Consider the following 24,957-nt stretch of genomic DNA (forward strand, 5'->3'; position numbering starts at 1 on the left):
TGATCGCAAGCGATCACCAACCAATTACCAAGTCTGGGTAGCTTTGAAATCGTCAACCAGTTTTACAAACTGAGCTTCAATTTCACCATTCCACGCACCCGTCTCATCAACTTGAGATACTAGCTCTGCAAATTGACCTTTGGCATATGAAAGCAACGCAGCTTCGAAATCAGCAAGCTTAGATAGCTCAACATCAGTCAAATAGCCTCTTTCAGCAGCAAAAATAACCACCGCCTGCTCAAAAACAGACATTGGTGCATACTGCTTCTGCTTCATCAGTTCAGTTACTTTCTGACCGTGATCAAGCTGCTTCTTAGTTGCTTCATCAAGATCAGACGAGAACTGGGCAAACGCCGCTAGTTCACGGTACTGTGCAAGTGCGGTACGAATACCACCAGACAGTTTCTTGATGATCTTGGTCTGAGCAGAACCACCTACACGCGATACAGAGATACCTGGATCAACCGCTGGACGAATACCGGCGTTGAACAACTCTGTCTGTAGGAAGATCTGGCCATCAGTGATGGAGATAACGTTAGTCGGTACGAATGCTGATACGTCACCTGCCTGCGTTTCGATAATCGGAAGCGCAGTTAGGGAGCCAGTACGACCTTTTACTTCACCGTTAGTGAATTTTTCTACGTAATGCTCGCTAACACGAGATGCACGCTCTAGAAGACGAGAGTGTAAGTAGAAAACATCACCAGGGAATGCTTCACGACCCGGTGGGCGCTTAAGCAATAGTGAAATCTGACGGTAAGCAACAGCCTGCTTAGACAGGTCATCATATACGATCAGTGCATCTTCGCCGCGATCACGGAAGTACTCACCCATTGCACAACCTGCGTATGGCGCAAGGTACTGCAGTGCCGCTGCTTCAGAAGCAGATGCAACAACAACAACGGTGTTTTCCAGTGCGCCATGCTCTTCAAGCTTACGAACCACGTTCGCAATCGTTGACGCTTTCTGGCCGATAGCAACATAAACAGAGTAAATACCAGAGTTCTTCTGGTTAATGATCGCATCGATCGCCATCGCTGTTTTACCAGTCTGACGGTCACCGATGATCAGCTCACGCTGACCACGGCCGATAGGGATCATCGAGTCAACCGCTTTATAACCAGTTTGTACTGGCTGATCGACTGATTTACGATCGATAACACCCGGTGCAATTACTTCAACAGGAGAGAATGTCTCTGTTTCAATTGGACCTTTGCCATCGATAGGCTCACCTAGCGTGTTCACAACACGGCCAAGCAGCGCAGGACCTACTGGTACTTCAAGAATACGACCAGTACCCGTTACTTTCATGCCTTCCTGAAGGTTAGCATAAGAGCCCATTACAACCGCACCAACCGAGTCACGCTCAAGGTTAAGTGCTAGTGCAAAACGGCCACCAGGTAATTCAATCATTTCACCTTGCATTACGTCAGCAAGGCCATGGATACGAATAATACCGTCGCTTACAGAAACGATAGTACCTTCGTTACGCGCTTCACTTACAACGTTGAATTTTTCAATACGTTGCTTGATCAGTGCGCTAATTTCCGTGGAATTAAGTTGCATGCTCCAATTCCCCAAATCAAGACTGCAAGGTATCGCTCAGGCGGTTTAGTTTTCCGCGTACTGAGTTATCGATGACCAAGTCTCCAGCTCTAATCACAACCCCGGCAATCAGGGTCTCGTCTACACTGCAATTCAGCTTAACTTTACGCTCAAGACGCTGCTCAAGCTTCTCGCTGATAGCGGCAAGTTGACTATCGTCTAGGGTAACCGCAGAGGTTACTTCCGCATCGATAGTTTTTTCATGTTCATTTTTCAAGAACAAGAACTCGTCACAGACATCAGGGAGCGCTTCAAGGCGTCCATTTTCGGCCATTACTTTCAAAAAGTTCAGGCCGAATTCGTTGAGTTGCTCGCCGCACACTGAAACAAAAATTTCAGTGAGCTTGTCAGCTGCAAAACCACTGTGCAAGATATCTTGCATAGCTTCATTTTTTGCAACTTCACTTGCAAAGGTCAGCATTTCCGCCCATTGGGCCAGCTCACCATTCTCAACCGCAAAATCAAAGGCTGCTTTAGCGTAGGGGCGTGCGATGGTAGTCATATCCGACATGTGCTTGCCCCTTTAATTACAGTTCTGCAGTGACTTTGTTAAGAAGATCTGCATGAGCGTCTTTATCAATAGAACGCTCAAGGATTTTCTCAGCACCAATCACAGCTAGAGTTGCAACTTGTTGTCTTAACTCATCACGAGCACGGTTGCGCTCGGATTCGATTTCAGCAAGGCCTTGCGCAAGAATTTTCTCACGCTCTGCTTGAGCTTCCGCTTTTGCTTCATCGACGATCTGAGCTTTACGCTTGTTCGCTTGCTCAATGAGCTCGCTCGCAGCGTGTTTTGCTTCTTTCAACTGATCAGAAGCATTAGCTTGCGCTAGGTTCAGGTCTTTAGCAGCGCGATCCGCAGCTGCCAAACCGTCGGCAATTTTCGCCTGACGTTCTTCAATCGCTTCCATCAGTGGTGGCCATACATATTTCATGCAGAACACCACAAATAGGAAAAATGCGATAGCCTGACCCAGCAAAGTTGCATTCATATTCACAACGCATCTCCTTAAAAAGGGTTGCTATGGGTCCATTTGCTATTGATTTTTAAGCAGCTAGGGGGAATTAACCAGCTAGTTGGCCAACAAATGGGTTTGCAAATGTGAATAGTAGAGCGATTACGATACCGATCATTGGAACCGCATCAAGCAGACCTGCAATGATGAACATCTTAACTTGCAGCATTGGTGCCATTTCAGGTTGGCGTGCAGCAGATTCAAGGAATTTACCACCAAGAAGTGCGAAGCCGATCGCTGTACCAAGGGAAGCAAGACCTACAATGATGCCCACGGCAATTGCAGAAAAGCTTAGTAAAGTTTCCATCACTATCTCCAGTTTATAGTTGTCGGCTAAAGTGCCAGTAAAAAATTAAAAATTTACGAATAATCGTTAATGATTGTCTTCATGTGCCTGAGACAGGTACACAATAGTCAACATCATAAACACAAATGCTTGGATCGTAATGATCAGTATGTGGAAAATTGCCCACGGTACTGAACCTAGCCATTGTGCCCACCACGGCATTAGTGCCGCAATTAGAATAAACACCACCTCACCGGCAAACATGTTACCGAACAAACGCATACCCAGTGAAATCGGCTTCGCCAGTAGCGACACCACTTCAAGAAGCAGGTTGAACGGAATCATAATTGGATGATTGAACGGGTGCAGAGCCAGTTCTTTAGCAAAACCACCCAGGCCTTTTACTTTGATGCTGTAGTAGATCATCAACGCAAATACACCCAGAGCCATTGCCATAGTGATGTTTACATCAGCTGTCGGTACCACCTTAAGATAAGGAATACCCAACCAGTGTTGTGCCGGATACGGAAGAAAATCAATTGGAATTAAATCCATGATGTTCATCAGCATAATCCAACAGAAAATGGTTAATGCCAAAGGAGCTATCAGTTTATTGCGACCATGAAAAGTCTCTTTTACGCTGTTATCAACGAATTCGACCATTATCTCCACAAAACACTGTAGTTTCCCTGGAACTCCTGATGTCGCTGTTTTCGCAGCCTTGCGGAATAGCCATAAGAAGACTAACCCCGTAAAGGCTGAGAAGAACAGGCTGTCTATATGAACCGTCCAGAAGCTACCATCACCCACTGTCAAATTTGTCAGGTGGTGAGTAATGTAGCTTGACGGTGTTAGCGCTTCACCTGGCGCACTCATAACTCATCCTATTTGTTGTTGTTAATGAATAAAACCGGCCCAAAGATATTAATTCCAAGTGCCAGCAAATAGGTCAGTTTGAGGGGAACAAGTTCCACCTCTATATACAGGTAAACAATGGCAAAAAGAATGACTGTTATGAGTATTTTAAGCACTTCGCCGCCATAAATTGACGCCATGATCAGTCGGGCCTTGCGGGCACCACTAAACAGAAAGGCACAGGCAGCAAAGACAGCATTGGCAATCACAAAGATGCCGCCACCGATTAATGCAGAGATTCCCCAGTCAACACTGACAGCAAAGACTGCCAGTAATGCCGTTGTCAAAACGACGCCAGATTGTAGCAAGAGTAACCGTTTCGCCAATTGGCGTCCCGGTCGAACTAGCGCCGATACCATGTATTCGTTCCTCGAGTCCATTCCACTACACAAACGTCGTGCTGGGAAAACTGCGAAAATTATACGACTCATTAGATTGAATGCAATCTAATCGCAGTCAAAAAAAGTGTTAGATTTTACAACACAATAACCTGATCACATCATCGTAATCTTTGCAACACAATACAAACATCACAGGTCACATTTTATGACCAAACATTGCAATAAATTGCTTTAGCTTGTGAGCTTCATCAAAACTAAAAACAATTTTGCCCTTACCATTCTTCTGCTGATTAATTGCCACCTGGGTGCCAAAGTGTTCACTTAAATGGTTTTCGGCCGCTTCAAGCTCTGTGTTAACCGGCTTCACTGTCGACTCAGCAGCCGGCTGCAATAATTTCTTCACCAGCTTTTCGGCGTCTCGCACCGTTAACAGTTTGGCAACAACAATTTGTGCCGCCTCTAATTGTAATTCTGATTCGAGCGCAAGCAGGGCACGGGCATGACCCATTTCGAGCTGTCGCTGCTCGACCATCCGCTTGACTGGCTCTGCCAGCTGGTTTAATCGCAACAGGTTTGATACAGCAGCTCGCGACTTGCCAACCGCTTCGGCCACCTGCTGGTGGGTCAGCGCAAACTCATTCTGCAACCGTTCCAGCGCCTGCGCCTCTTCTATTGCGTTGAGATCTTCACGCTGGATGTTCTCGATAAGCGCGATAGCCACCGTCGCCCGATCATTAACATCCTTAATAATACAAGGGACTTTCTGAAGCCCAGCTTGACGGGCAGCTCGCCAGCGTCGCTCTCCGGCAATGATTTCAAACTGCTGCGGTGCCACTTCGCGCACCACAATTGGCTGAATCACTCCTTGAGCACGAATAGAATCTGACAGTTCGGCCAATGCCTCATCTGACATATCTTTGCGGGGCTGAAATTTACCGGGCTGTAGTATCTGTACTGACAGATCTTTCAGTGTACCGTCAGCTGATAGCGACTGTGCCTGCTCGGCACCCTTTTGTTTCGCCTGTGCTACCGAACTGGTTGCCAGCAGCGCATCAAGGCCTTTTCCAAGGCCTCGCTTATTCATGTTCATTGCTTACCCTTATGCATCCACAGTACCGGCACTGCGCTCGACTTCGTCGCGACGAATAATTTCACCGGCTAGGGCCAGATAAGCCTTGGCGCCGCTGGAATACTTATCGTAGTACATTGCCGGACGCCCGTGGCTCGGTGCTTCTGCCAGACGGACATTACGTGGGATCACGGTACGGTAGACTTTCTCACCAAAGTGCTTTTTCAGCTGTTGGGAGACTTCATTTGCCAACCGGTTACGCGGGTCATACATGGTGCGAAGCAACCCTTCAATCTTCAGGTCGGCATTCACCACGGCGGTCAATTTGCTGATGGTATCCATCAAAGCGGTCAGGCCTTCCAGCGCAAAATATTCACACTGCATAGGGACAAGCACAGAATCAGCTGCTGTCATTGCGTTGATTGTAAGAAGGTTTAAGGCCGGAGGACAATCGATAAAGATGAAATCATAGTTATCACGAACTACCTCCAAAGCATTACGCAGGCGAACTTCGCGGGCAAATACTTCCATCAGCTTGATTTCAGCGGCTGTCACATCACCATTGGCCGCTATCAGATGATAACCGCCGGTCGTTTCGGTGATCGCCACCTCACTAAACGGGGTTTCTTCGACCAGAAGATCATACGCTGTTGCATCAACCTGGTACTTATCGACACCGCTGGCCATGGTGGCATTTCCCTGCGGGTCCAGATCAATGACTAGAACTTTACGCTGTGTCGCAGCCAATGAAGCCGCTAGATTGACGCAAGTGGTGGTTTTACCCACGCCTCCTTTCTGATTGGCAACCGCTATGATTCTTCCCACGAAAAAACCTCATCAATTAATCCTTTGCAGCCAAGATTACTAGATGGCGCTCGCCATCTAGCTCAGGGACTTGCAAAGATTTGACCTCTGTCACAGAACACCACTCCGGCAGCTCTGTTACCTCTTGTTGATTAAACTGTCCTTTCAGCGCCATAAAACACCCGGTCTCTTTCGGCAGGTGATGGCACCAGGACACCATATCATTCATTGACGCAAACGCACGACTCAGTACCGCATCAAAGCCAACTTCCGGCTGAAATTCCTCAACCCGGCTCTGAACAGGCGTAACATTGTTAATCCCCAGCTCGTGGATCACCTGGCGAATAAAGCGAATTCGCTTACCCAGGCTATCAAGCAGGGTAAAGTTTTTATCCGGATTCATGATAGCCAGCGGGATCCCAGGCAACCCCGGTCCCGTACCGACATCGATAAAGCGTTCACCTTGAAGGTGAGTACTTACAACAATACTATCCATGATATGTTTCACCAACATCTCATGCGGATCGCGAACAGAGGTCAGATTATATGCTTTGTTCCACTTGTGTAGCAGGGCAACATAACCAACCAGTTGCTCTGCCTGTTGTTCTGTGACCTCAAGGTCAGTTTGCGCGATAAGTTGCGCCAAACGTTGTTTCACTGATGACTCCTATTCGCCTTTCTTAAGCATGCCTTGTTTTTTTAGGTAGACCAACAGCAGAGAAATTGCCGCCGGCGTAATGCCCGAGATCCGTGATGCCATGCCAATGGATTCCGGCTTGGCATCATTTAGTTTTGCGATAACCTCGTTAGACAGGCCTTTTACTACGCTGTAATCCAATTCAAACGGCAGCTTGGTGTTTTCATGACGCAACGATTTCTCAACTTCGTCTTTCTGGCGATCGATATAGCCCTGGTATTTCACCTGGATTTCAACTTGTTCGCTCGCCTGGACATCATCATGGGCTGGAGCATAGGCCTCAATAGCCGTTAATTGCTCGTAGGTCACCTCGGGGCGACGCAGCAGATCCTCACCACTGGCCTCACGGGCGATAGGTGTTTTGAGGATCTTATTCAGCACATCGACATGATCCGATGTCGGGTTAATCCAAATATCTTTAAGACGCTGGCGTTCTTGCGCAATATTTTCGATTTTCTGGTTAAAACGCGCCCAACGCTCGTCATCAACTAAACCATACTGGCGACCAATTTCGGTCAAACGTAAATCTGCATTGTCTTCACGCAGTAGTAGACGGTATTCGGCACGGGAGGTAAACATCCGGTACGGTTCTTTGGTCCCCATGGTCGAGAGGTCATCAATCAAAACCCCCATATACGCCTGGTCGCGACGTGGACTCCACCCTTCTTTGTCCTGTGCCAGCAATGCGGCATTCATGCCAGCCAGCAAGCCCTGTGCGGCCGCTTCTTCATAGCCTGTTGTGCCGTTGATTTGACCGGCAAAGAACAGGCCCTGGATAAATTTGGTTTCGAAGGTCTGCTTTAAATCACGAGGATCGAAGAAATCGTATTCAATGGCATAGCCCGGGCGGACAATAGCCGCATTTTTAAAGCCCTGCATTGAACGGACAATTTGTATCTGAACATCAAACGGCAAACTGGTCGAAATACCATTCGGGTATAGCTCGTGAGTCGTCAGGCCTTCAGGCTCGATAAAGATTTGATGGCTGTTCTTGTCGGCAAAACGCATCACCTTGTCTTCAATTGATGGACAATAACGCGGACCAATACCTTCGATCACGCCGGAATACATCGGGCTACGATCTAAATTATTACGGATCACCTCATGGGTTTGCTCGTTGGTATGGGTGATAAAACACGGGATCTGACGCGGATGATCCGAAGTCTTGCCCATAAACGAAAACAGCGGCGTTGGATTGTCACCGTGCTGTGCCTCCAGTAGGCTGAAATCAACCGTACGGGCATCAATACGCGGCGGAGTACCTGTTTTCAGACGATCCACACGGAATGGCAATTCACGTAGACGTGAAGCCAGAGCGATCGACGGAGGATCCCCTGCACGGCCACCGCTGTAATTTTCCAAACCGATATGGATTTTGCCACCGAGGAAAGTACCGACGGTAAGAACAACTGCTTTACCGCGGAATTTAAGTCCCATTTCGGTGACCACACCAACAACACGATCATTTTCCACGATCAGATCATCAACCGATTGCTGGAACAGCATTAAGTTGGGCTGATTTTCCAGCTTTTCACGCACAGCAGCCTTGTACAGTGCACGGTCAGCCTGGGCACGGGTTGCACGAACAGCCGGGCCTTTCGATGAATTCAGCGTTCTGAACTGGATCCCGCCTTTGTCAATCGCCTGAGCCATCAGACCACCCAGGGCATCAACTTCTTTAACCAGGTGTCCTTTCCCGATCCCGCCAATGGCCGGGTTGCATGACATCTGTCCCAACGTATCGATGTTATGCGTCAAAAGTAAGGTTTTTTGTCCCATTCGGGCAGCAGCCAAAGCGGCTTCAGTGCCGGCATGGCCACCACCTACCACGATGACATCAAAATTTTCCTGGTAAAACATGAAACTACCTCAGGTGTACGAAATTGCCAGTGCGTATCTGCGAGCAAGGGTGGATCATTCTATCCTTTTTCTGAGAAAGAGAAAAACTTTAGTGAAGATCATTTGATCAAGGAAAAAGGCTCTATTAAATATATATAAGATCTTTTAAAGAGATCTTCTGTTAGATCTATTATATAGATCGCCCGATCGTGTGGATAACCGATAAATGATCCTAATGATCATTAGGTTATAGAGGATCATTAGCTGTGGAGCAGCTTGGATCTTCATAAGGATTAGCTGGGATCAAAACGGCCACTTATCAACAGGGGGGAAGGGGCTATAAACTTATTCAATGGATAACTATGGGTTGATCACCGTTTAGATCTATAGTTATCCACAGAAAAAAGATTAAAAAAGACCAATAAATGGAGTGTTTTTGACCAGAATTTTATCCACAGAAGGTGTTTTTCCAGGTTTCTAGCCATAGTTCTGCGGGATCTTCAGGTACGGGATCTTGGGATACATCGATATCAAGACGTTCTCCGAGACGCGTTGCCCCGAGTGAATGAAGTTGTAGATCGAGTTTTTTGGCTGCGGCACAGAAGGTGTCATAGCTGCTGTCACCGAGGCCGATGATCGCATATTTTAGCGACGATAAATCCGGTTTCTGCTCGCTGAGTTGCTGGATAAACGGCTGGATATTGTCTGGAAACTCACCGGCTCCATGAGTAGAACAAACCACCAACCAGATAGAGCTCTGGTTTAGTTCGGTGAAATCGGCGTTGTTGACGGTATCGGTTTGGTGACCTTCCTGCTCAAGCAGTTCGGCCAGATGGTCAGCAACGTATTCGGCACCGCCCAGGGTGCTGCCGGTGATAAGGGTGATATGACTCATAGTATCCTCAGGGTAAACAGAGTGTTTGCTCCTGATTGTACTGGCTGCTCGGCAAGATTAAAGAGATAAGCGGTAGGTTTATTCACAGGCTGGCAAATGACAAGGCCGGGCAGAGGGGGATCCCTTTGTCCGGCTTTTTATTATGATCGACGGTGGATCCGGTTACTTGCCAATGCAGAAAGAGGTAAAGATCCGGCCGAGAAGATCATCGGAGGTGAACTCGCCGGTGATCTCACTCAGGTGCTGCTGTGCCAGGCGTAGCTCTTCAGCCAGTATTTCTCCGGCCATAAAGCCTTCTAGCTGGTCTTTGCCTGTCTCAAGGTGCTCTGCGGCGCGCTCCAGTGCCTCTAGGTGGCGACGGCGGGCCATGAAGCCCCCCTCCGTGGTGCCGGAAAAGCCCATGCACTCCTTCAGGTGCTCACGAAGGCTCTCTACCCCTTCTCCTGTTCGGGCCGACAGGCGGATCAGTGTCGGGTTGTTGACGTGACAGATCCCGGCTTCTTCGCCAGTCAGCTCGACTTTGTTGCGGATCACTGTCAGCCCCATGCTGTCGGGCAGGCGTTCAATGAAGTCCGGCCAGATTTCTTTGGGATTGGTGGCATCGGTGGTGGTGCCGTCAACCATGAACAGTACGCGGTCGGCCTGCTGAATTTCATCCCATGCGCGCTCGATGCCGATACGTTCGACTTCGTCAGTAGCTTCTCGAAGGCCGGCGGTATCGATGATATGCAGCGGCATACCATCGATATGGATATGCTCGCGAAGCACATCACGGGTAGTCCCGGCAATATCCGTGACAATGGCGGAGTCTTTGCCTGACAGGGCATTGAGCAGGCTGGATTTACCGGCATTGGGGCGGCCGGCTATGACCACTTTCATCCCCTCGCGCATGATCGCGCCCTGGTTGGCTTCGCGGCGAACGGCATCCAGACGCTCGATGATGCCATAGAGATCGCCGCTGACCTTGCCGTCGGAAAGAAAGTCGATTTCTTCTTCCGGAAAATCAATGGCTGCCTCTACGTAAATTCGCAGGTGGATCACTGCCTCTACCAGTTCGTTGACTCGGGTTGAAAATGCGCCCTGTAGCGACTGGAAGGCGCTTTTGGCTGCTTCTTCGGAGCTGGCATCAATGAGATCGGCGATTGCCTCTGCCTGTGCGAGGTCGAGCTTGTCGTTCATGAACGCGCGCTCAGAGAACTCTCCCGGGCGAGCGGGGCGGATACCATCGATTTTCAGGATACGCCTGATCATCATATCCATCAGGACAGGACCTCCGTGCCCCTGCAGCTCTAGGACATCCTCTCCGGTAAAGGAGTTCGGCCCTTTAAAGAATAAAGCGATGCCCTGATCCAGTGCGATCCCGTCTTCATTTTTAAACGGCAGGTATTCAGCATAGCGGGTTTTGAGTTCACGGCCGGCAACCGCGAGTGCGACCTCGTTGGCCATTGGGCCCGAGACGCGAATAATGCCGACGCCGCCACGGCCCGGAGGAGTAGCTTGCGCAACAATGGTATCAGTATGTTCGATCATAATTTTGGCTTTGCTGTGTAAATTCGCTGCAATTGTAAACAGACTAGTTGGGAAAGCCTAGTCATCGCAAGCAGAAACAAAAAAGGCGACCTTAAGGTCGCCTTTTGGTTTGGGTGTCACATTACTTTGAATGCAGACCTTTCTTCTCTAGCGAACGGTAGATGAGCGTTTGCTGGATCAGTGTCACCACGTTAGAAACTAGCCAGTAAAGTACTAGGCCTGACGGGAAGAACAGGAAGAAGAAGGTGAACATCACAGGCATGAAGGTCATGATCTTCTGCTGCATCGGATCGGTAACCGTGCTCGGGCTCATTTTCTGGATCATGAACATCGACGCACCCATCAGGATCGGCAGGATATAGTACGGGTCTTGTGCTGACAGGTCATGGATCCAGCCGAAGAATGGCGAGTGACGCAGTTCAACCGACTCCATCAGTGACCAGTACAGGGCAATGAAGATTGGCATCTGTAGCAAGATAGGCAGACAGCCACCCAGTGGGTTGACTTTCTCTTTCTTGTACAGCTCCATCATTTCCTGGCTCATTCGCTGGCGGTCATCGCCCAGACGCTCACGCATAGCTGCCAGTTTAGGCTGCAGCATACGCATTTTTGCCATCGAGGTGTACTGAGCTTTCGTTAGCGGGTACATCGCACCACGAACGATAAACGTCAGCATCATAATCGCAATACCCCAGTTTGACACTAGGCCCTGGATGAAAGACAGCAGCTTGTGCAGCGGGCTTGCGATAAACCACAACCAACCGTAATCGACGGTCAGATTCAAATTGGCAGCAGTTGCTTCCATCTGATCTTGTAGTTTAGGACCAACCCATAGCGTTGCGGTTAGTGTCTGCTCACTGCCTGGTGCAACTGTTGCGACCGGCATACGGACACCGATATAGCCCTGATCGTTGCTGGTACGGGTATACAGCTTGGCTGTCTCGCTACGCGGGATCCATGCTGATACAAAGTAATGCTGTAGCATGGCTGCCCAGCCTTCATTGGAGATAGTCAGGTTCAGGTTTTTGTCCTGCATATCTTCAAATTTGTATTTTTTGTACTTGGTGTCGTCTGCCGAGTAAGCACCACCACGGTAGGTAGGCATCGTCAGGCTGCCGCCATCGTCCATCAGGTTTTGCTTAAGCTGGGCATACATCTGTACGCTTGCTGGCGCTGCTGACTGGTTGTTAACGGTGTATTCCACATCGACCGCGTAGCTGCCGCGCTTAAGAACAAACGTCTTGATGTACTGGATGCCGTCTTTTTCAAACGTCATCGGTACACGTAGTTCGTCTTGGCCGTCAGCCAGTACAAAGCTTGAAGCATCTACAGACAGCTGGGCACGGCCGGCTGTGGTATCGATACCGTTGGCACCGATCAGGCCAGATTGAGCTGTATAGCTGTGGCCTGCTTCGTTACGCAGCAAAATAAACGGGTCTTCGGAGTTTAATTCGTTGTCGTAAGCTAGGAGTTGGGCTTCGATCACATCTCCACCAAGCGTATCGACAGTTAGCGCCAGTACATCTGTATTGATGGTGATTAGGTTATCGGATGTGCTTTGCTCAGTGATCGGCTGACCGTCATCTGAATGTGAAGGAACATCACCACTAGTATTGATTTGTTGCTCTACACCCTGTCCTTGTGGTTCAGGGGCGTTGTCCATGTTCCACTGCTGGTACAGCAGGTATGAGACAAACAGTAGTGCAATTAACAGAATATTGCGTTGGGAATCCATCGTTACTTATCTCTGTCGTTATGCTTGGTTGGCGGAACGGGGTCAAAACCACCGTCGTTTAAAGGATGACATCTTAATAGACGTTTCGCTGCGAACCAACAACCTTTTATTGCTCCATGCGCTTTTATTGCTTCAATTGCGTACTGGGAACATGTAGGGGTATAGCGACAGCGTGGTCCAATAAGTGGACTTATTGCCAGTTGGTAAAAGCGGACTAGTCCTACGACTAGCCACGCGAAGGGCGAGACAGGCGATGCCATAATTTATCCAGCAACTTAAAGAGCTCTTCGTTGCTCAACTCACTGGCACTTTTCTTGGCGATGACGACAAAATCTTTGGCTGGCAGATCGGCTTGCTTCAGGCGAAAGCTTTCACGCACGATGCGCTTGAACTTATTTCTGCCGACAGCAGTTTTGATCTGTTTTTTGGGGACAGCCAAACCGAGACGAGGATGATTGAGGTCGTTAGAGCGGGCAAGAATAGTTAAGTGGGGAGAGCCAGCACGGTGAGCTTGCTGGAAGACGTTTTTGTAATGTTCGGGAGTTAACAAACGTAACTCCCGATCGAAAGCGAACTTATTCAAAATAATCAAAGATTACTTAGAAAGACGCTTACGGCCTTTAGCGCGACGTGCGTTGATTGTTGCGCGACCGTTCTTAGTTGCCATGCGAGCACGGAAGCCGTGGCTACGCTTGCGCTTTAGAACTGAAGGTTGAAAAGTGCGTTTCATGGTATTACCTTAAATTAACTGATCAGTTTTTAAGTTTGTTTCTGGTTTTCCGACTGCGAACAACCGGTACCTCTAAACAAAGAGGCGGAATTGTAATCACTGACCTTTAAATAGTCAATAATTATACCCGCTGTGAACAACGGGCGCTGAATTATACTTCTTGTGGCGCGGAGTGCAAGGATCCTTTGCGGATCCCCACCTTGTTCAGGAACTTCTGTAACCGAGGATCCTGTGGATTGGTGAAGATCTGCTCGGGCGGACCTTGTTCGACGAACTCGCCATCGGCCATAAAGATCACCCTATCAGCCACTTCGCGCGCAAATTGCATTTCATGTGTTACCACCAGCATCGTCTGGTGACGGGTGGCCAACCTCTGCATTAAGGTTAGCACTTCGCCGACCCATTCCGGATCCAGAGCCGATGTCGGCTCATCAAACAGCAATAGATCGGCTTCCAGTGCCATGGCACGGCCGATACCGACGCGCTGCTGCTGGCCGCCGGACAAGGCGGCAGGGTAGTGTTCCCCCTTGTCGCCCAGGCCGATATCGTCAAGGATTTGCTGTGAGCGCTGGTAGGCCTCTTCTTTTTTCCAGCCTTTTACCGTGATCAGGCCCTCGGCAATGTTTTGTTTCGCTGTCATGTGAGCAAACAGTGCATAGTTCTGAAAGACAAAACCCGTCTTGCGGCGTAGCGCAAGAATATCGTTTTTCTTGGCTTTCTGGCTGTCAATCGTGACGTCACCTATCGTAATGTGTCCTTGGTTGGCTGTCTCAAGGAAGTTTATGCAGCGCAACAAGGTGGATTTCCCCGTTCCCGACGGGCCGATGACCACCACGATTTCACCTTTGTCGATGGTCAGGTTAATACCGGAGAAGATAGTGGCATCGCCAAAGCGCTTGGATAGATTGTTAATGTTGATCATCGTGTATATGCCTTGTTGAGTTTTGCTTCAGCCCAGTTTTGGATGCGGGTAAGTACCAGCACCATCGCCCAATAAACCAGTGCAACGGCCAGAAATGCTTCAAAGAACTTGAAACTGGATGAAGCCTCCATTTGGGCTTTGGCCATAATTTCTGCCACACCTAGAGTGAAGGCCAGTGACGTTGACTTGATCATATCGATGAAATAGTTCATCAGCGAGGGGAGGGCAACCCTTGTCGCCTGCGGCAGGATGATCCGTCTCATTGCCTGCATGTCTGTCATTCCAATTGACAGGCTGGCTTCCATTTGGCTGCGGTCGATACCGATAATCGCGGCACGAATACTTTCTGCCTTATAGGCCGCAAAATGCAAACTCAGGCCAATGACAGCTGCGCTGAAGGCGTCAAGACCGACAAATACGGGAAAGACCTGCGGCAGGCCATAGTAGAGCAAAAATAGCTGTACCAGCAGCGGAGTACCGCGAAAGAAGCTGATATAGAGTTGGCTCAGTTGATCCAGCACCGGTACTTTGTACACTCTTATCAGAGCCAGTGTCACGGCGATGACCAAGGCAAACAGCAAGCCCCAGACGGCCATATTCAGGGTTGTTCCCAGATACTTCAGCAGAATGGGTAACAGCGATAACATGTAGTCAAAATCAAAACCCATGTGGATAAGTGTTCCGTTATTGAAGGATAAATAAGCGACAAAGACCCACCTTGCGGTGAGCCTTTAAGTATATGGATATTTTGAGAGAAATGCCGTCAGCGATATTACTGGGTGATATCGGCCTCAAACCATTTCACTGAAATTTCTGTCAAGGTGCCGTCTTTTCGCATTGCCTTGAGGGCTTTATTCACCTCGTCGCGTAGCTTTTCGCCTTTCTCGCCTTTAATAAAAGGCCAGGCATTTTCAATGCGCTCAAACGGTTCGCCAGCGAGTTGCAGCGGAAGATTGGCTTTTTTGATCAGCTCGACGGATGACAGGCGATCCATGACAAATGCATCGGTGCGGCCCAGTGCGACGTCATGCTCGATGCCGGTATCGTAGGTCTTGATATTGATCTTGCCGTCTTTGTCGAGCTCCCGCAGCAGTTGTTCGTAGTTTGAGCCCAGATTGACCCCGACCGTCTTGCCATTGAGATCGCTGGTGCTCTTTATACTGTCATTGCCCTTGCGTACGACTAGTTGAGCGCCGTCGATGACATACGGTTCGGCAAAGAGGTACTTGGCCTTGCGTTGGTCGGTCATGGTGATTTGATTCGAGATGGTATCGATACGGCCCGTTTCCAACAGACCGAACAGGCCTGAAAAGCTGGCGGTGACAAATTCAACGTTGTAATCATTGCGTTTGCCGATTTCGTTCCACAGGTCGACTTCAAAGCCCTGGAGCTGATCTTGTTTTACAAAAGTAAACGGGAAGTAGCGTCCTGACATACCGACTTTCACGTCTGTTGCGGCCATGGCTGCCTGGCTCGCCGTTAAAGTCAGTGCGACAGCGGTGAATGTTGTTTTTATCCAGCGTTTCATCCTGTTTACTCCTCAGGTGGCTGTGATGATGCTCTGTTTTTCACATCCTATATGCTTCTATCTCCTTTTTTTAAATAACTTGGAGTTATTTAAAATAACTATTTGTTTGCTTGCAGGGGTTGCAACCTGTTAATAGTTTTGTGGGTAAGGGCTGATAAAATTGTGCTGATCTCGGGAATGATTGTGCGATCTATGTGAATAAGTCTGATCTTATTCACCGGATCTGCGATCTCTTTGCTGGCGATCCTGAGCCAGCAGGTATAAAATTGCATCCCTTTTCGTCTTTTGTTATTCAGTGTGGAGTCGAGCTTGTCATCTTCGCTTTGGTTGCAGTGCCTTCAACGCCTTCAGGAAGAACTCCCTGCGACAGAATTCAGCATGTGGGTTCGACCGCTTCAGGCCGAGTTAAGCGATAATACGCTGACCCTGTTTGCACCTAATCGTTTCGTGCTTGACTGGGTACGAGATAAGTACCTTAACAATATTAACCGGCTGCTGAATGAATTTTGCGGCAACGACCTGCCGATCCTGCGGTTCGAGGTAGGAAGCCTTCCGGTATCAGCTCCGCCACCGTCACCACCTGCGGCTGCACCTGTCCTTCAGCACGTTGCACCGGAGCGTAATGACTTGCCCTCGCGAAACTGGGAGCCGGCACCGTCACCGGTGCAGCCTGAGTCACAGTCTGGTTATCGGTCAAATGTAAATCCTAAGCATAACTTCAATAACTTTGTTGAGGGTAAGTCTAATCAGCTGGGGCTGGCTGCCTGTCGTCAGGTTGCCGATAACCCGGGTGCCGCTTACAACCCACTGTTTCTGTATGGTGGTACCGGCCTGGGTAAAACCCACCTTTTGCATGCGGTCGGTAATGCGATTGCGGATCGCAAGCCGAATGCCCGTGTGGTCTATATGCATTCTGAGCGTTTTGTTCAGGATATGGTGAAAGCCCTGCAGAACAATGCTATCGAAGAGTTCAAGCGGTATTACCGTAGCGTCGATGCGTTGCTGATCGATGATATTCAGTTCTTTGCCAACAAAGAGCGTTCGCAGGAGGAGTTTTTTCATACCTTTAATGCGCTGCTTGAAGGCAATCAGCAAATTATCTTGACCTCGGACCGTTATCCTCGTGAGATTAATGGCGTAGAAGATCGTCTGAAATCCCGTTTTGGCTGGGGCCTGACAGTGGCGATTGAACCGCCTGAGCTTGAGACTCGTGTCGCGATCTTGATGAAGAAAGCCGAAAATCACCATATTCGTCTGGCCGATGAAGTTGCTTTCTTTATTGCCAAGCGTCTGCGCTCCAATGTCCGAGAATTGGAAGGGGCGTTGAACCGCGTGATTGCCAATGCCAACTTTACCGGCCGTGCTATCACCATTGACTTTGTACGTGAAGCTTTGCGTGATTTGCTGGCATTGCAGGAAAAGCTGGTCACTATCGATAATATTCAGAAGACCGTGGCCGAATACTATAAAATAAAGATGGCCGATATGCTGTCCAAGCGTCGTTCTCGCTCTGTTGCCAGGCCGCGTCAGATGGCCATGGCCCTGTCGAAGGAACTGACCAACCACAGTCTGCCGGAAATTGGCGATGCATTTGGTGGACGCGACCATACTACGGTGCTGCATGCCTGTCGTAAAATTGAGCAGTTGCGTGAAGAAAGCCACGATATAAAAGAAGATTACTCAAACCTAATTAGAACGCTGTCAACTTGATATGAAATTTACCGTCGAACGCGAACATTTATTAAAACCGCTGCAGCAGGTCTCTGGTGCACTAGGCGGTCGGCCTTCCTTGCCGATCCTGGGCAATATTCTGCTGCAGGTCGAAGATGGCTGCCTGTCGATGACAGGTACAGATTTAGAAGTCGAGCTGGTTGCCAAGTTGGCACTGGAGGCTGATTTTGAGCCGGGGGCAGTCACTGTCCCGTCGCGTAAGTTTCTCGATATTTGCCGAGGGCTGCCTGATAGCGCCAATATAGTCGTTGCCCTCGAAGGCGACAGGGTGCTTATACGCTCTGGGCGTAGCCGCTACTCACTATCGACGCTGCCGGCTGCCGACTTTCCGAATATCGATGACTGGCAGAGCGAGGTTGAGCTAACGTTGCCACAGGGCCGTATGCGCCAGCTGATTGACAGCACTCAGTTTTCGATGGCTCACCAGGATGTACGCTACTACCTCAATGGTATGCTGTTTGAAACCGAGGGCAAGCATTTGCGCTCGGTTGCTACTGACGGCCACCGAATGGCTGTGTGTGCCATTGAACTTGAGCAGGAACTGCCATCTAAACAGATTATTGTGCCACGCAAAGGGGTATTGGAGTTGGTTCGCCTGCTTGATACGCCGGATGCTACGGTAGATATCCAGATCGGTAACTCTAATCTGCGTGCGGTGGTGAACAATTTCGTGTTTACCTCCAAGCTGGTCGATGGCCGTTTTCCTGACTATCGCCGGGTAATGCCACAGAACAGCAACAAATTTGTCGAAGCCAGCTGTGATGAACTGCGAAAAGCATTCTCCCGTGCTGCTATCTTGTCGAACGAGAAGTTCCGCGGAGTTCGTGTCAACCTGTCCAACGGCGAGATGCGTATTACGGCGAATAACCCTGAGCAGGAAGAAGCCGAAGAGTTTCTTGACGTCGACTACCAGGGCGAAAATCTTGAAATTGGTTTCAATGTTAGTTACGTACTTGACGTACTTAACACCCTCAAATGCGAACAGGTTCGTTGGTCGCTGACTGACGCCAATGCCAGTGCTTTGGTTGAAGACAGCGTTAGCGACGAAGCTATGTATGTCGTGATGCCAATCAGACTATAGGGCATGGCACTTACTCGTCTTATTGTTAAAGACTTCCGAAATATTGAAGCTTGCGACTTATTGTTGTCGACAAGCTTCAATTTTCTGGTCGGTGCCAACGGCAGCGGAAAAACCAGCGTGTTAGAGGCGGTACATTATCTCGGACACGGGCGATCATTTCGCAGTCACCTGACTGGCAGGGTGATCCGTCATGAGCAGCAAGAGCTCTTTGTTCATGGCCGGATACAAACCAAAGTCGGTCTGGAGCTTCCTGTGGGGATCAACAAGAAGCGTGATGGGACAACCGAGGTCAAGCTTGGTGGCGAAAGTGGACAAAAGCTTGCGCAGTTGGCGCAAGTATTACCGTTGCAGCTGATCACGCCGGAAGGTTTCGAGTTGCTGACTGGTGGGCCAAAGTATCGCCGAGCATTCATTGACTGGGGTGTTTTTCATGTCGAGCCCAAGTTTTATCATGCCTGGAGCAGGGTCAAACGGTTGACCAAGCAGCGTAATGCGCTGTTGAAAACGGCCCGTAGCTATCGAGAGCTTAGCTACTGGGATCAGGAATTGGCGGTGTTGGCTGAAGAAATCAGCGAATGGCGCAGCCAGTACCTTGAAGCCGTTAAGCGAAAAGCCGCAGAGATCTGTCAAGGCTTTTTGCCTGAGTATGATATCCAGCTGGGTTATTACCGTGGCTGGGAAAAAGAGACCCCTTATGCCGAGCTGCTAATGCGTAATTTTGAGCGTGACAGCCAGCTTGGCTATACCGCAAGTGGTCCGCATAAGGCTGACTTGCGAATCAAAGTTGCCGGTACGCCCGTTGAGGATGTATTGTCCCGCGGACAGCTGAAACTGATGGTTTGTGCCTTGCGTTTAGCACAGGGACTCCACCTGACAGAGGCAACTGGCAAACAGTGTATATATTTAATTGATGATTTTGCTTCCGAGCTGGATAGCCATAGGCGTGCGCTACTTGCGCAAAGGTTAAAGGAAACCAACGCCCAGGTTTTCATTAGTGCCATTGGCCGTGACCAAATAGCGCAAATGCATGATGAAAATGGCAAGATGTTTCATGTGGAACACGGTAAAATAACCGCAGGATAATTTAAGCGAGAGTAACTCAATGTCCAACAATTACGATTCATCAAGCATTAAGGTGCTTAAAGGCCTCGATGCGGTACGTAAGCGCCCAGGGATGTATATTGGCGACACCGATGACGGTACTGGTTTGCACCATATGGTGTTTGAGGTCGTCGATAACTCTATCGATGAAGCTCTTGCTGGCCATTGTGAAGACATTATTATCACCATCCATGAAGATAATTCTGTTTCTGTTAGTGATGACGGACGTGGTATCCCAACGGATCTGCACCCAGAGGAAGGTGTGTCTGCAGCCGAAGTGATCATGACAGTACTGCATGCCGGCGGTAAGTTTGATGACAATTCATATAAAGTATCGGGCGGCCTGCATGGTGTAGGGGTTTCAGTTGTTAATGCTCTATCTGAAAAGGTTGAGCTCACAATTCATCGTCATGGCTCCATTCACCACCAAATTTATCGACATGGTGAGCCAGAGGCGCCACTGGCCGCTATCGGTGAGACTGACAGAACCGGTACCCGCATCCGCTTCTGGCCGAGTGAAGAGACGTTCACCAATGTTGTTTTTCATTATGAAATCTTGGCTAAGCGTCTTCGTGAACTGTCGTTCCTTAACTCCGGTGTTTCAATTAAGCTGATTGACGAGCGTGAAGATGGTAAACAAGACCACTTCATGTATGAAGGTGGTATTAAAGCCTTTGTTGAGCACTTGAATCGCAACAAAACGCCGATTCACCCGAAAGTATTCCACTTTGACTTTGAACGAGAAGACGGTATTTGCGTCGAAGTCGCAATGCAGTGGAATGATGGCTTCCAGGAAAATATCTACTGTTTTACCAACAATATTCCACAACGTGATGGCGGTAGCCACCTGGCTGGCTTCCGTGGCGCGTTGACGCGTACATTGAATACCTTTATGGATAAAGAAGGTTATTCGAAGAAAGAAAAAACGGCAACCTCAGGCGATGATGCTCGTGAAGGCCTAACAGCGGTAGTTTCGGTGAAAGTGCCGGATCCAAAATTCTCAAGCCAGACCAAAGACAAGTTGGTTTCGAGTGAGGTTAAGCCGGCGGTTGAATCAGCAATGGGCGAAAAGCTGGGTGAATTCCTGCTGGAAAACCCGAGCGATGCGAAAACCGTTTGTAGCAAGATCATTGATGCCTCGCGTGCGCGTGAAGCCGCTCGAAAAGCGCGTGAAATGACCCGCCGTAAAGGTGCGCTCGATTTAGCTGGCCTGCCAGGCAAGCTAGCTGACTGTCAGGAAAAAGATCCTGCACTGTCTGAACTCTACATTGTGGAAGGGGACTCTGCTGGCGGTTCAGCCAAGCAGGGGCGTAACCGTAAGAACCAGGCTATTTTGCCGCTTAAAGGTAAAATTCTTAATGTAGAGAAGGCCCGTTTCGACAAAATGTTGTCTTCGCAGGAAGTCGCTACCCTTATTACTGCGATGGGCTGTGGTATCGGCCGCGATGAATATAATCCTGATAAGCTACGTTACCACAACATTATTATCATGACCGATGCCGATGTCGATGGCTCGCACATCCGTACGTTGCTATTGACCTTCTTCTATCGTCAGATGCCAGAACTGATTGAGCGCGGTCATATCTATATTGCTCAGCCACCACTGTACAAAGTGAAGAAAGGCAAGCAAGAGCAATACATCAAAGATGATGAAGATATGAACCAGTACCAGGTTGCCCTGGCTCTGGATAATGCTGCATTGTTTGCTGCGGAAGGTGCACCCGCGATTTCCGGTTTGTCGCTTGAAGAGTTGGTGAAACAATTCAACAGTGCCAATAAGCTGGTTGATCGTATGAGCCGCCGCTACCCGACGCTGCTGCTGAACGAGTTTATATACCAGCCTCGTCTAGCTGTTGAGATGCTCAATGAGCAAGCTGACGTAGAAGCGTGGACTAAATCTTTGGTTGCCGCACTGAACGAGAAGCAGTCTGGTGAAAGTCAGTACAACTTTGAAGTGAGCCGTGACGAAGAGAACAATGCATGGCTTCCTAAGATTGTGGTACGTACCCATGGTGTCGATCATGAATATGCATTGAGCTTTGATCTGCTGAACTCGAAAGAGTACAGCAAGCTGGCGGATTTGTCCGAAGTCTTGCAAAGCCTTCTTGATGACTCGGCCTATGTGCAGCGTGGCGAACGCAAGCAGCCGGTAAGCAACTTTAAAGAGGCTCTGGACTGGCTAATTAAAGAATCTCGTCGTGGCCTATCACTACAGCGATACAAAGGTCTGGGTGAGATGAACCCGGAGCAGCTTTGGGAAACTACTATGGATCCTGAGTCTCGTCGCATGATGCAGGTGACGATTAACGATGCGGTTGCGGCAGATGAGTTGTTTACGACACTGATGGGTGATCAGGTTGAACCTCGTCGTCACTTCATTGAAGAGAATGCACTGAACGCCAACCTGGACGTGTAGTTAAAGTTGATATTTGTTGTATTCAAAAACGCCGCTTTCTGCGGCGTTTTTTTATGTCTGTTGATATCCGAAGGGCAGCTAACTTTCCTGGCAAAGGGCATAGAAAAATAATTAGAAAAAATTTGGCTCGAACACTTGGAAAACAAATCGTCCATCCCTATATCTATTAATGAAGCGCATGGTGCCAAATGTTGGGCCAGCAACAGGTTTGTCCTATTGAGGAAAGCCACTTCAACCATTCAATTATTGTCATGTTTATTGCTTCTAAAGAAGGATAGTTTTATGCGTAACTTAGATTTCACTCCTCTATACCGTTCTGCTATTGGTTTTGACCGTCTGTTCAACCAGATGGAAAAGAACGTCAGCAATACTAATACGGGATACCCTCCCTATAACATCGAACAGCAAGATGAAAACCATTACCGAATTACAATGGCTGTTGCTGGGTTTGCTGAAGAGCAGCTAGATATTACCCAACAACAGAACAAACTGATTGTTCGTGGTACCCGTGAAGTTGAGAAAGATGAGCGTCAGTATCTCTACCAGGGGATTGCTGAACGAGACTTTGAACGTAAATTCCAACTAGCCGATTATGTTAAAGTTGTTGGTGCGGTTATGGAAAATGGACTGCTGCATGTTGATCTTGAACGAGAGATCCCGGAAGAGCAAAAACCGCGAAAGATTGCAATCAATGGCCATCGGTTGTTGGTAAACGAGTAGTATTAAGCAATTGTTGATATGATAGAGAGTGAGAGGTCAGCCATGTGCTGGCCTTTTTTGTATCTGATCTAAGTGATTATTCCTAGGCAATTATCTGAACCAGTACTTATCCTGCTTGGTATCGTTATTCCGGGGCAATCATAAATTGGCGTCTTTTGAGCTTGTTGCAATTTGTCCTGGAGGCAACCGACAGCTTTGCTTGTGACTGGAAAAGTATAAGTTTTCGGATGAAACACGCTAAGATAACGAGAGGTGTTTCACGTGAAACGCTTCAGTATTCCTTCTTGTTATTTCATTGAGATTGCTATGTCAGTAAAGACTCGTTACATCACTACGGATCTTGATATTTTCTCAAACCAAGATTTGTCAGAGCTGGCTGCTTTTTTCCAGGAACGGACGTACATTCTTCATTGCGGCTGGCGCAATGAGGATCTATTCCATTTATGCCTTGAGCCAAAAACAGATGCAGGCTCCCGACTCGATAAGGATTTAGATAACTTATTGGGGGCTGTAGAGCAGCTACCCGATAGACTAAAGGTACCTACTGCGAGTGGCAAAGCTGAATGGTACTCTGAGCGTAACGACATATCCCGCCGAGTAATAATGGAATAAGAAGAGCTACCACTATGGCAGCTCTTTATGTTTTTATAAGGGTAACGAGTTACTCTCCCTGATAGGCTTTGGTAACTTCCTCGGCGATGATAGCAATGCCTCGTTGCATGTCTTCATCACTCTGAACATAGTTCATACGAAGGCACTCATGACCATGGCTCCAATCATCTTCGAGTCCTATAAAGAAGTATTCGCCTGGAACTATCAGTACCCCGCGCGCTTTGAGCCGTCGGTATAGCTCCATTGTCGTGATTGGCAATTCGTTAAACCATAACCATAGAAACATCGCCCCTTCCGGTTTGTGGATCCTAAAGCGTTCATCTGTAATGGCTGTTTGCAATAGCTCAACCGCATACTGAGATTTGCGAAGATAGTACGGCTTGATAACCTGTTCGCTGAGCCGGAGTAGGTCCTGGTTCTCAATCATCTTATTGGCAATCGTCGGACCAACACTGCCCGGCGCCAAGCTGAGTACGCCATTCATATTCGTAATTGCGGTGGTAATTTCTTCACTGGCCACCACAATTCCGCAGCGAACGCCGGGTAAGCCAAGCTTAGACAGGCTCATACACAGAATGGTGTTTTCATTCCAGAACGGCGTTACATCTTCAAAAATGATATCCGGGAAAGGGATGCCATATGCGTTATCGATGATCAGCGGGATGTCGTGATCGCGCGCTAAGGCATCGAGGTGTCTGATCTCTTCGTCGGTCAGAACATTACCCGTCGGGTTGGTCGGGCGAGAGGCACAGATCGCACCGATACTGTTATCAACTTTGAGTTCCTTAAAGTCGATATGGTATTTGAACAGGCCGTTATCAAGCAGGGTGATTTCCGGTCGGTAGGAGATAAACATATCTTCACTGAGTCCCGAATCTCCGTATCCAATATATTCAGGAGCCAAAGGCAGCAATATTTTTTTCCGGCTGCCGTCGCCAAACTCACCGGCCAGTAGGTTGAACAAGTTGAAAAAGGCACTCTGACTGCCGTTGGTCAGCGAGATGTTTTTGGCACTGATCTCCCAACCATAGGTGTCATGCAATAGCTGGGCGAGGGCACTGATAAACGTATTCTTACCTTGCGGTCCATCATAGTTAGTCAGGGCTGCGGCGAGTTCTCCTGTTACAACCATTTGTCCACTGAGCTGGTTAAAGTACTCGACCATTTCTGGAATTTGAGCAGGATTGCCGCCTCCGAGCATAATGGCATCAGGGTTACGCAAGCCGTCGTTTAAATCGTCCATTAGCTGGGTGATACCAGAGTAACGGGCAAATTTGTCTCCGAATGTAGAAAACTCCATTTTTACTTCCGACCTCAGTCTATTGTTCTTATCTTTGGTGATATGGTTACTGTATAGGTTATGTACAGTTTTCAACATACCTCA

Annotated in this window: 26 protein-coding genes; 6 read left to right on the forward strand and 20 right to left on the reverse strand. The window is 48.6% G+C overall.

Annotation, left to right across the window (positions count from 1 at the left end; translation table 11 throughout):
* Positions 1 to 24 precede the first annotated feature (24 nt).
* From atpA to EDI28_RS23100, 19 genes are all read right to left on the reverse strand, one after another.
* Positions 25 to 1,566, reverse strand: coding sequence for a F0F1 ATP synthase subunit alpha (atpA, locus tag EDI28_RS23010; protein WP_128786225.1), 1,542 nt, complete (start codon positions 1,564 to 1,566; stop codon positions 25 to 27).
* A 16-nt stretch (positions 1,567 to 1,582) separates the two neighbouring features.
* Positions 1,583 to 2,116 carry a F0F1 ATP synthase subunit delta gene (atpH, locus tag EDI28_RS23015; protein ID WP_128786226.1) on the reverse strand — a complete coding sequence of 178 codons (534 nt, stop codon included), beginning with the start codon at positions 2,114 to 2,116 and terminating at the stop codon, positions 1,583 to 1,585.
* Between the two features lie 16 nt (positions 2,117 to 2,132).
* Complete coding sequence (gene atpF / locus EDI28_RS23020) at positions 2,133 to 2,603, reverse strand: F0F1 ATP synthase subunit B (RefSeq protein WP_128786227.1); 471 nt, start codon at positions 2,601 to 2,603, stop codon at positions 2,133 to 2,135.
* A 67-nt stretch (positions 2,604 to 2,670) separates the two neighbouring features.
* On the reverse strand, positions 2,671 to 2,928 hold the full coding sequence (gene atpE / locus EDI28_RS23025; RefSeq protein WP_107285083.1) for a F0F1 ATP synthase subunit C: 258 nt from the start codon (positions 2,926 to 2,928) through the stop codon (positions 2,671 to 2,673).
* 66 nt (positions 2,929 to 2,994) lie between these two features.
* A complete protein-coding gene (atpB, locus tag EDI28_RS23030; protein WP_128786228.1) occupies positions 2,995 to 3,783 on the reverse strand; it encodes a F0F1 ATP synthase subunit A in 789 nt (262 codons plus the stop codon).
* An 8-nt stretch (positions 3,784 to 3,791) separates the two neighbouring features.
* A complete protein-coding gene (locus EDI28_RS23035) occupies positions 3,792 to 4,181 on the reverse strand; it encodes a F0F1 ATP synthase subunit I (protein WP_128786229.1) in 390 nt (129 codons plus the stop codon).
* Between the two features lie 178 nt (positions 4,182 to 4,359).
* Positions 4,360 to 5,247, reverse strand: a complete 888-nt coding sequence (locus tag EDI28_RS23040) for a ParB/RepB/Spo0J family partition protein (protein WP_164918613.1) — start codon at positions 5,245 to 5,247, stop codon at positions 4,360 to 4,362.
* A gap of 15 nt (positions 5,248 to 5,262) precedes the next feature.
* Positions 5,263 to 6,057: a ParA family protein gene (locus EDI28_RS23045; RefSeq protein ID WP_128786231.1), complete on the reverse strand. Its 795-nt coding sequence runs from the start codon at positions 6,055 to 6,057 to the stop codon at positions 5,263 to 5,265.
* Positions 6,058 to 6,073: 16 nt separating this feature from the next.
* Positions 6,074 to 6,694 carry a 16S rRNA (guanine(527)-N(7))-methyltransferase RsmG gene (gene rsmG / locus EDI28_RS23050; protein ID WP_128786232.1) on the reverse strand — a complete coding sequence of 207 codons (621 nt, stop codon included), beginning with the start codon at positions 6,692 to 6,694 and terminating at the stop codon, positions 6,074 to 6,076.
* Between the two features lie 9 nt (positions 6,695 to 6,703).
* The gene (gene mnmG, locus EDI28_RS23055; RefSeq protein ID WP_128786233.1) at positions 6,704 to 8,593 is read right to left on the reverse strand and encodes a tRNA uridine-5-carboxymethylaminomethyl(34) synthesis enzyme MnmG; all 1,890 of its coding nucleotides are present in this window, start codon (positions 8,591 to 8,593) and stop codon (positions 6,704 to 6,706) included.
* 427 nt (positions 8,594 to 9,020) lie between these two features.
* Positions 9,021 to 9,467 carry an FMN-binding protein MioC gene (gene mioC / locus EDI28_RS23060; RefSeq protein ID WP_128786234.1) on the reverse strand — a complete coding sequence of 149 codons (447 nt, stop codon included), beginning with the start codon at positions 9,465 to 9,467 and terminating at the stop codon, positions 9,021 to 9,023.
* 162 nt (positions 9,468 to 9,629) lie between these two features.
* A complete protein-coding gene (mnmE, locus tag EDI28_RS23065) occupies positions 9,630 to 10,997 on the reverse strand; it encodes a tRNA uridine-5-carboxymethylaminomethyl(34) synthesis GTPase MnmE (protein WP_128786235.1) in 1,368 nt (455 codons plus the stop codon).
* Positions 10,998 to 11,118: 121 nt separating this feature from the next.
* Positions 11,119 to 12,732, reverse strand: coding sequence for a membrane protein insertase YidC (gene yidC / locus EDI28_RS23070; RefSeq protein WP_128786236.1), 1,614 nt, complete (start codon positions 12,730 to 12,732; stop codon positions 11,119 to 11,121).
* A gap of 2 nt (positions 12,733 to 12,734) precedes the next feature.
* A complete protein-coding gene (gene yidD, locus EDI28_RS23075; protein WP_128786237.1) occupies positions 12,735 to 12,992 on the reverse strand; it encodes a membrane protein insertion efficiency factor YidD in 258 nt (85 codons plus the stop codon).
* Complete coding sequence (gene rnpA, locus EDI28_RS23080) at positions 12,959 to 13,315, reverse strand: ribonuclease P protein component (RefSeq protein ID WP_128786238.1); 357 nt, start codon at positions 13,313 to 13,315, stop codon at positions 12,959 to 12,961. The genes yidD and rnpA overlap by 34 nt, the downstream gene beginning before the upstream one ends.
* Before the next feature lie 12 nt (positions 13,316 to 13,327).
* Positions 13,328 to 13,462, reverse strand: a complete 135-nt coding sequence (rpmH, locus tag EDI28_RS23085) for a 50S ribosomal protein L34 (RefSeq protein ID WP_006233350.1) — start codon at positions 13,460 to 13,462, stop codon at positions 13,328 to 13,330.
* 151 nt (positions 13,463 to 13,613) lie between these two features.
* Positions 13,614 to 14,384: an amino acid ABC transporter ATP-binding protein gene (locus EDI28_RS23090; RefSeq protein ID WP_128786239.1), complete on the reverse strand. Its 771-nt coding sequence runs from the start codon at positions 14,382 to 14,384 to the stop codon at positions 13,614 to 13,616.
* Positions 14,381 to 15,052: an amino acid ABC transporter permease gene (locus tag EDI28_RS23095; RefSeq protein WP_128786240.1), complete on the reverse strand. Its 672-nt coding sequence runs from the start codon at positions 15,050 to 15,052 to the stop codon at positions 14,381 to 14,383. The genes EDI28_RS23090 and EDI28_RS23095 overlap by 4 nt, the downstream gene beginning before the upstream one ends.
* A gap of 104 nt (positions 15,053 to 15,156) precedes the next feature.
* Positions 15,157 to 15,912 (reverse strand): amino acid ABC transporter substrate-binding protein, encoded by a 756-nt coding sequence (locus tag EDI28_RS23100; protein WP_128786241.1) that lies wholly within the window; start codon positions 15,910 to 15,912, stop codon positions 15,157 to 15,159.
* A gap of 309 nt (positions 15,913 to 16,221) precedes the next feature.
* On the opposite strand from EDI28_RS23100, the gene dnaA reads away from it, so the two are divergent.
* The 6 genes from dnaA to EDI28_RS23130 all read left to right on the forward strand — a co-directional run bounded on the left by dnaA (position 16,222) and on the right by EDI28_RS23130 (position 23,573).
* On the forward strand, positions 16,222 to 17,622 hold the full coding sequence (gene dnaA / locus EDI28_RS23105) for a chromosomal replication initiator protein DnaA (protein ID WP_128786242.1): 1,401 nt from the start codon (positions 16,222 to 16,224) through the stop codon (positions 17,620 to 17,622).
* Position 17,623: 1 nt separating this feature from the next.
* Complete coding sequence (gene dnaN, locus EDI28_RS23110; protein ID WP_128786243.1) at positions 17,624 to 18,724, forward strand: DNA polymerase III subunit beta; 1,101 nt, start codon at positions 17,624 to 17,626, stop codon at positions 18,722 to 18,724.
* Between the two features lie 3 nt (positions 18,725 to 18,727).
* Positions 18,728 to 19,807, forward strand: a complete 1,080-nt coding sequence (gene recF, locus EDI28_RS23115; RefSeq protein ID WP_128786244.1) for a DNA replication/repair protein RecF — start codon at positions 18,728 to 18,730, stop codon at positions 19,805 to 19,807.
* 19 nt (positions 19,808 to 19,826) lie between these two features.
* Entirely contained in the window at positions 19,827 to 22,241 is a 2,415-nt protein-coding gene (gene gyrB, locus EDI28_RS23120; protein WP_128786245.1) for a DNA topoisomerase (ATP-hydrolyzing) subunit B, read from the forward strand.
* Positions 22,242 to 22,523: 282 nt separating this feature from the next.
* Positions 22,524 to 22,961 carry a small heat shock chaperone IbpA gene (gene ibpA, locus EDI28_RS23125; protein ID WP_128786246.1) on the forward strand — a complete coding sequence of 146 codons (438 nt, stop codon included), beginning with the start codon at positions 22,524 to 22,526 and terminating at the stop codon, positions 22,959 to 22,961.
* Positions 22,962 to 23,267: 306 nt separating this feature from the next.
* The gene (locus EDI28_RS23130; RefSeq protein WP_128786247.1) at positions 23,268 to 23,573 is read left to right on the forward strand and encodes a hypothetical protein; all 306 of its coding nucleotides are present in this window, start codon (positions 23,268 to 23,270) and stop codon (positions 23,571 to 23,573) included.
* Between the two features lie 49 nt (positions 23,574 to 23,622).
* Here the strand turns inward: EDI28_RS23130 and EDI28_RS23135 are convergent, their stop codons facing one another.
* A complete protein-coding gene (locus tag EDI28_RS23135; protein ID WP_128786248.1) occupies positions 23,623 to 24,873 on the reverse strand; it encodes a valine--pyruvate transaminase in 1,251 nt (416 codons plus the stop codon).
* Positions 24,874 to 24,957: the final 84 nt, after the last annotated feature.

This window comes from Photobacterium chitinilyticum, assembly GCF_004104355.1.
GTDB classification, from domain to species: Bacteria; Pseudomonadota; Gammaproteobacteria; order Enterobacterales; family Vibrionaceae; genus Photobacterium; species Photobacterium chitinilyticum.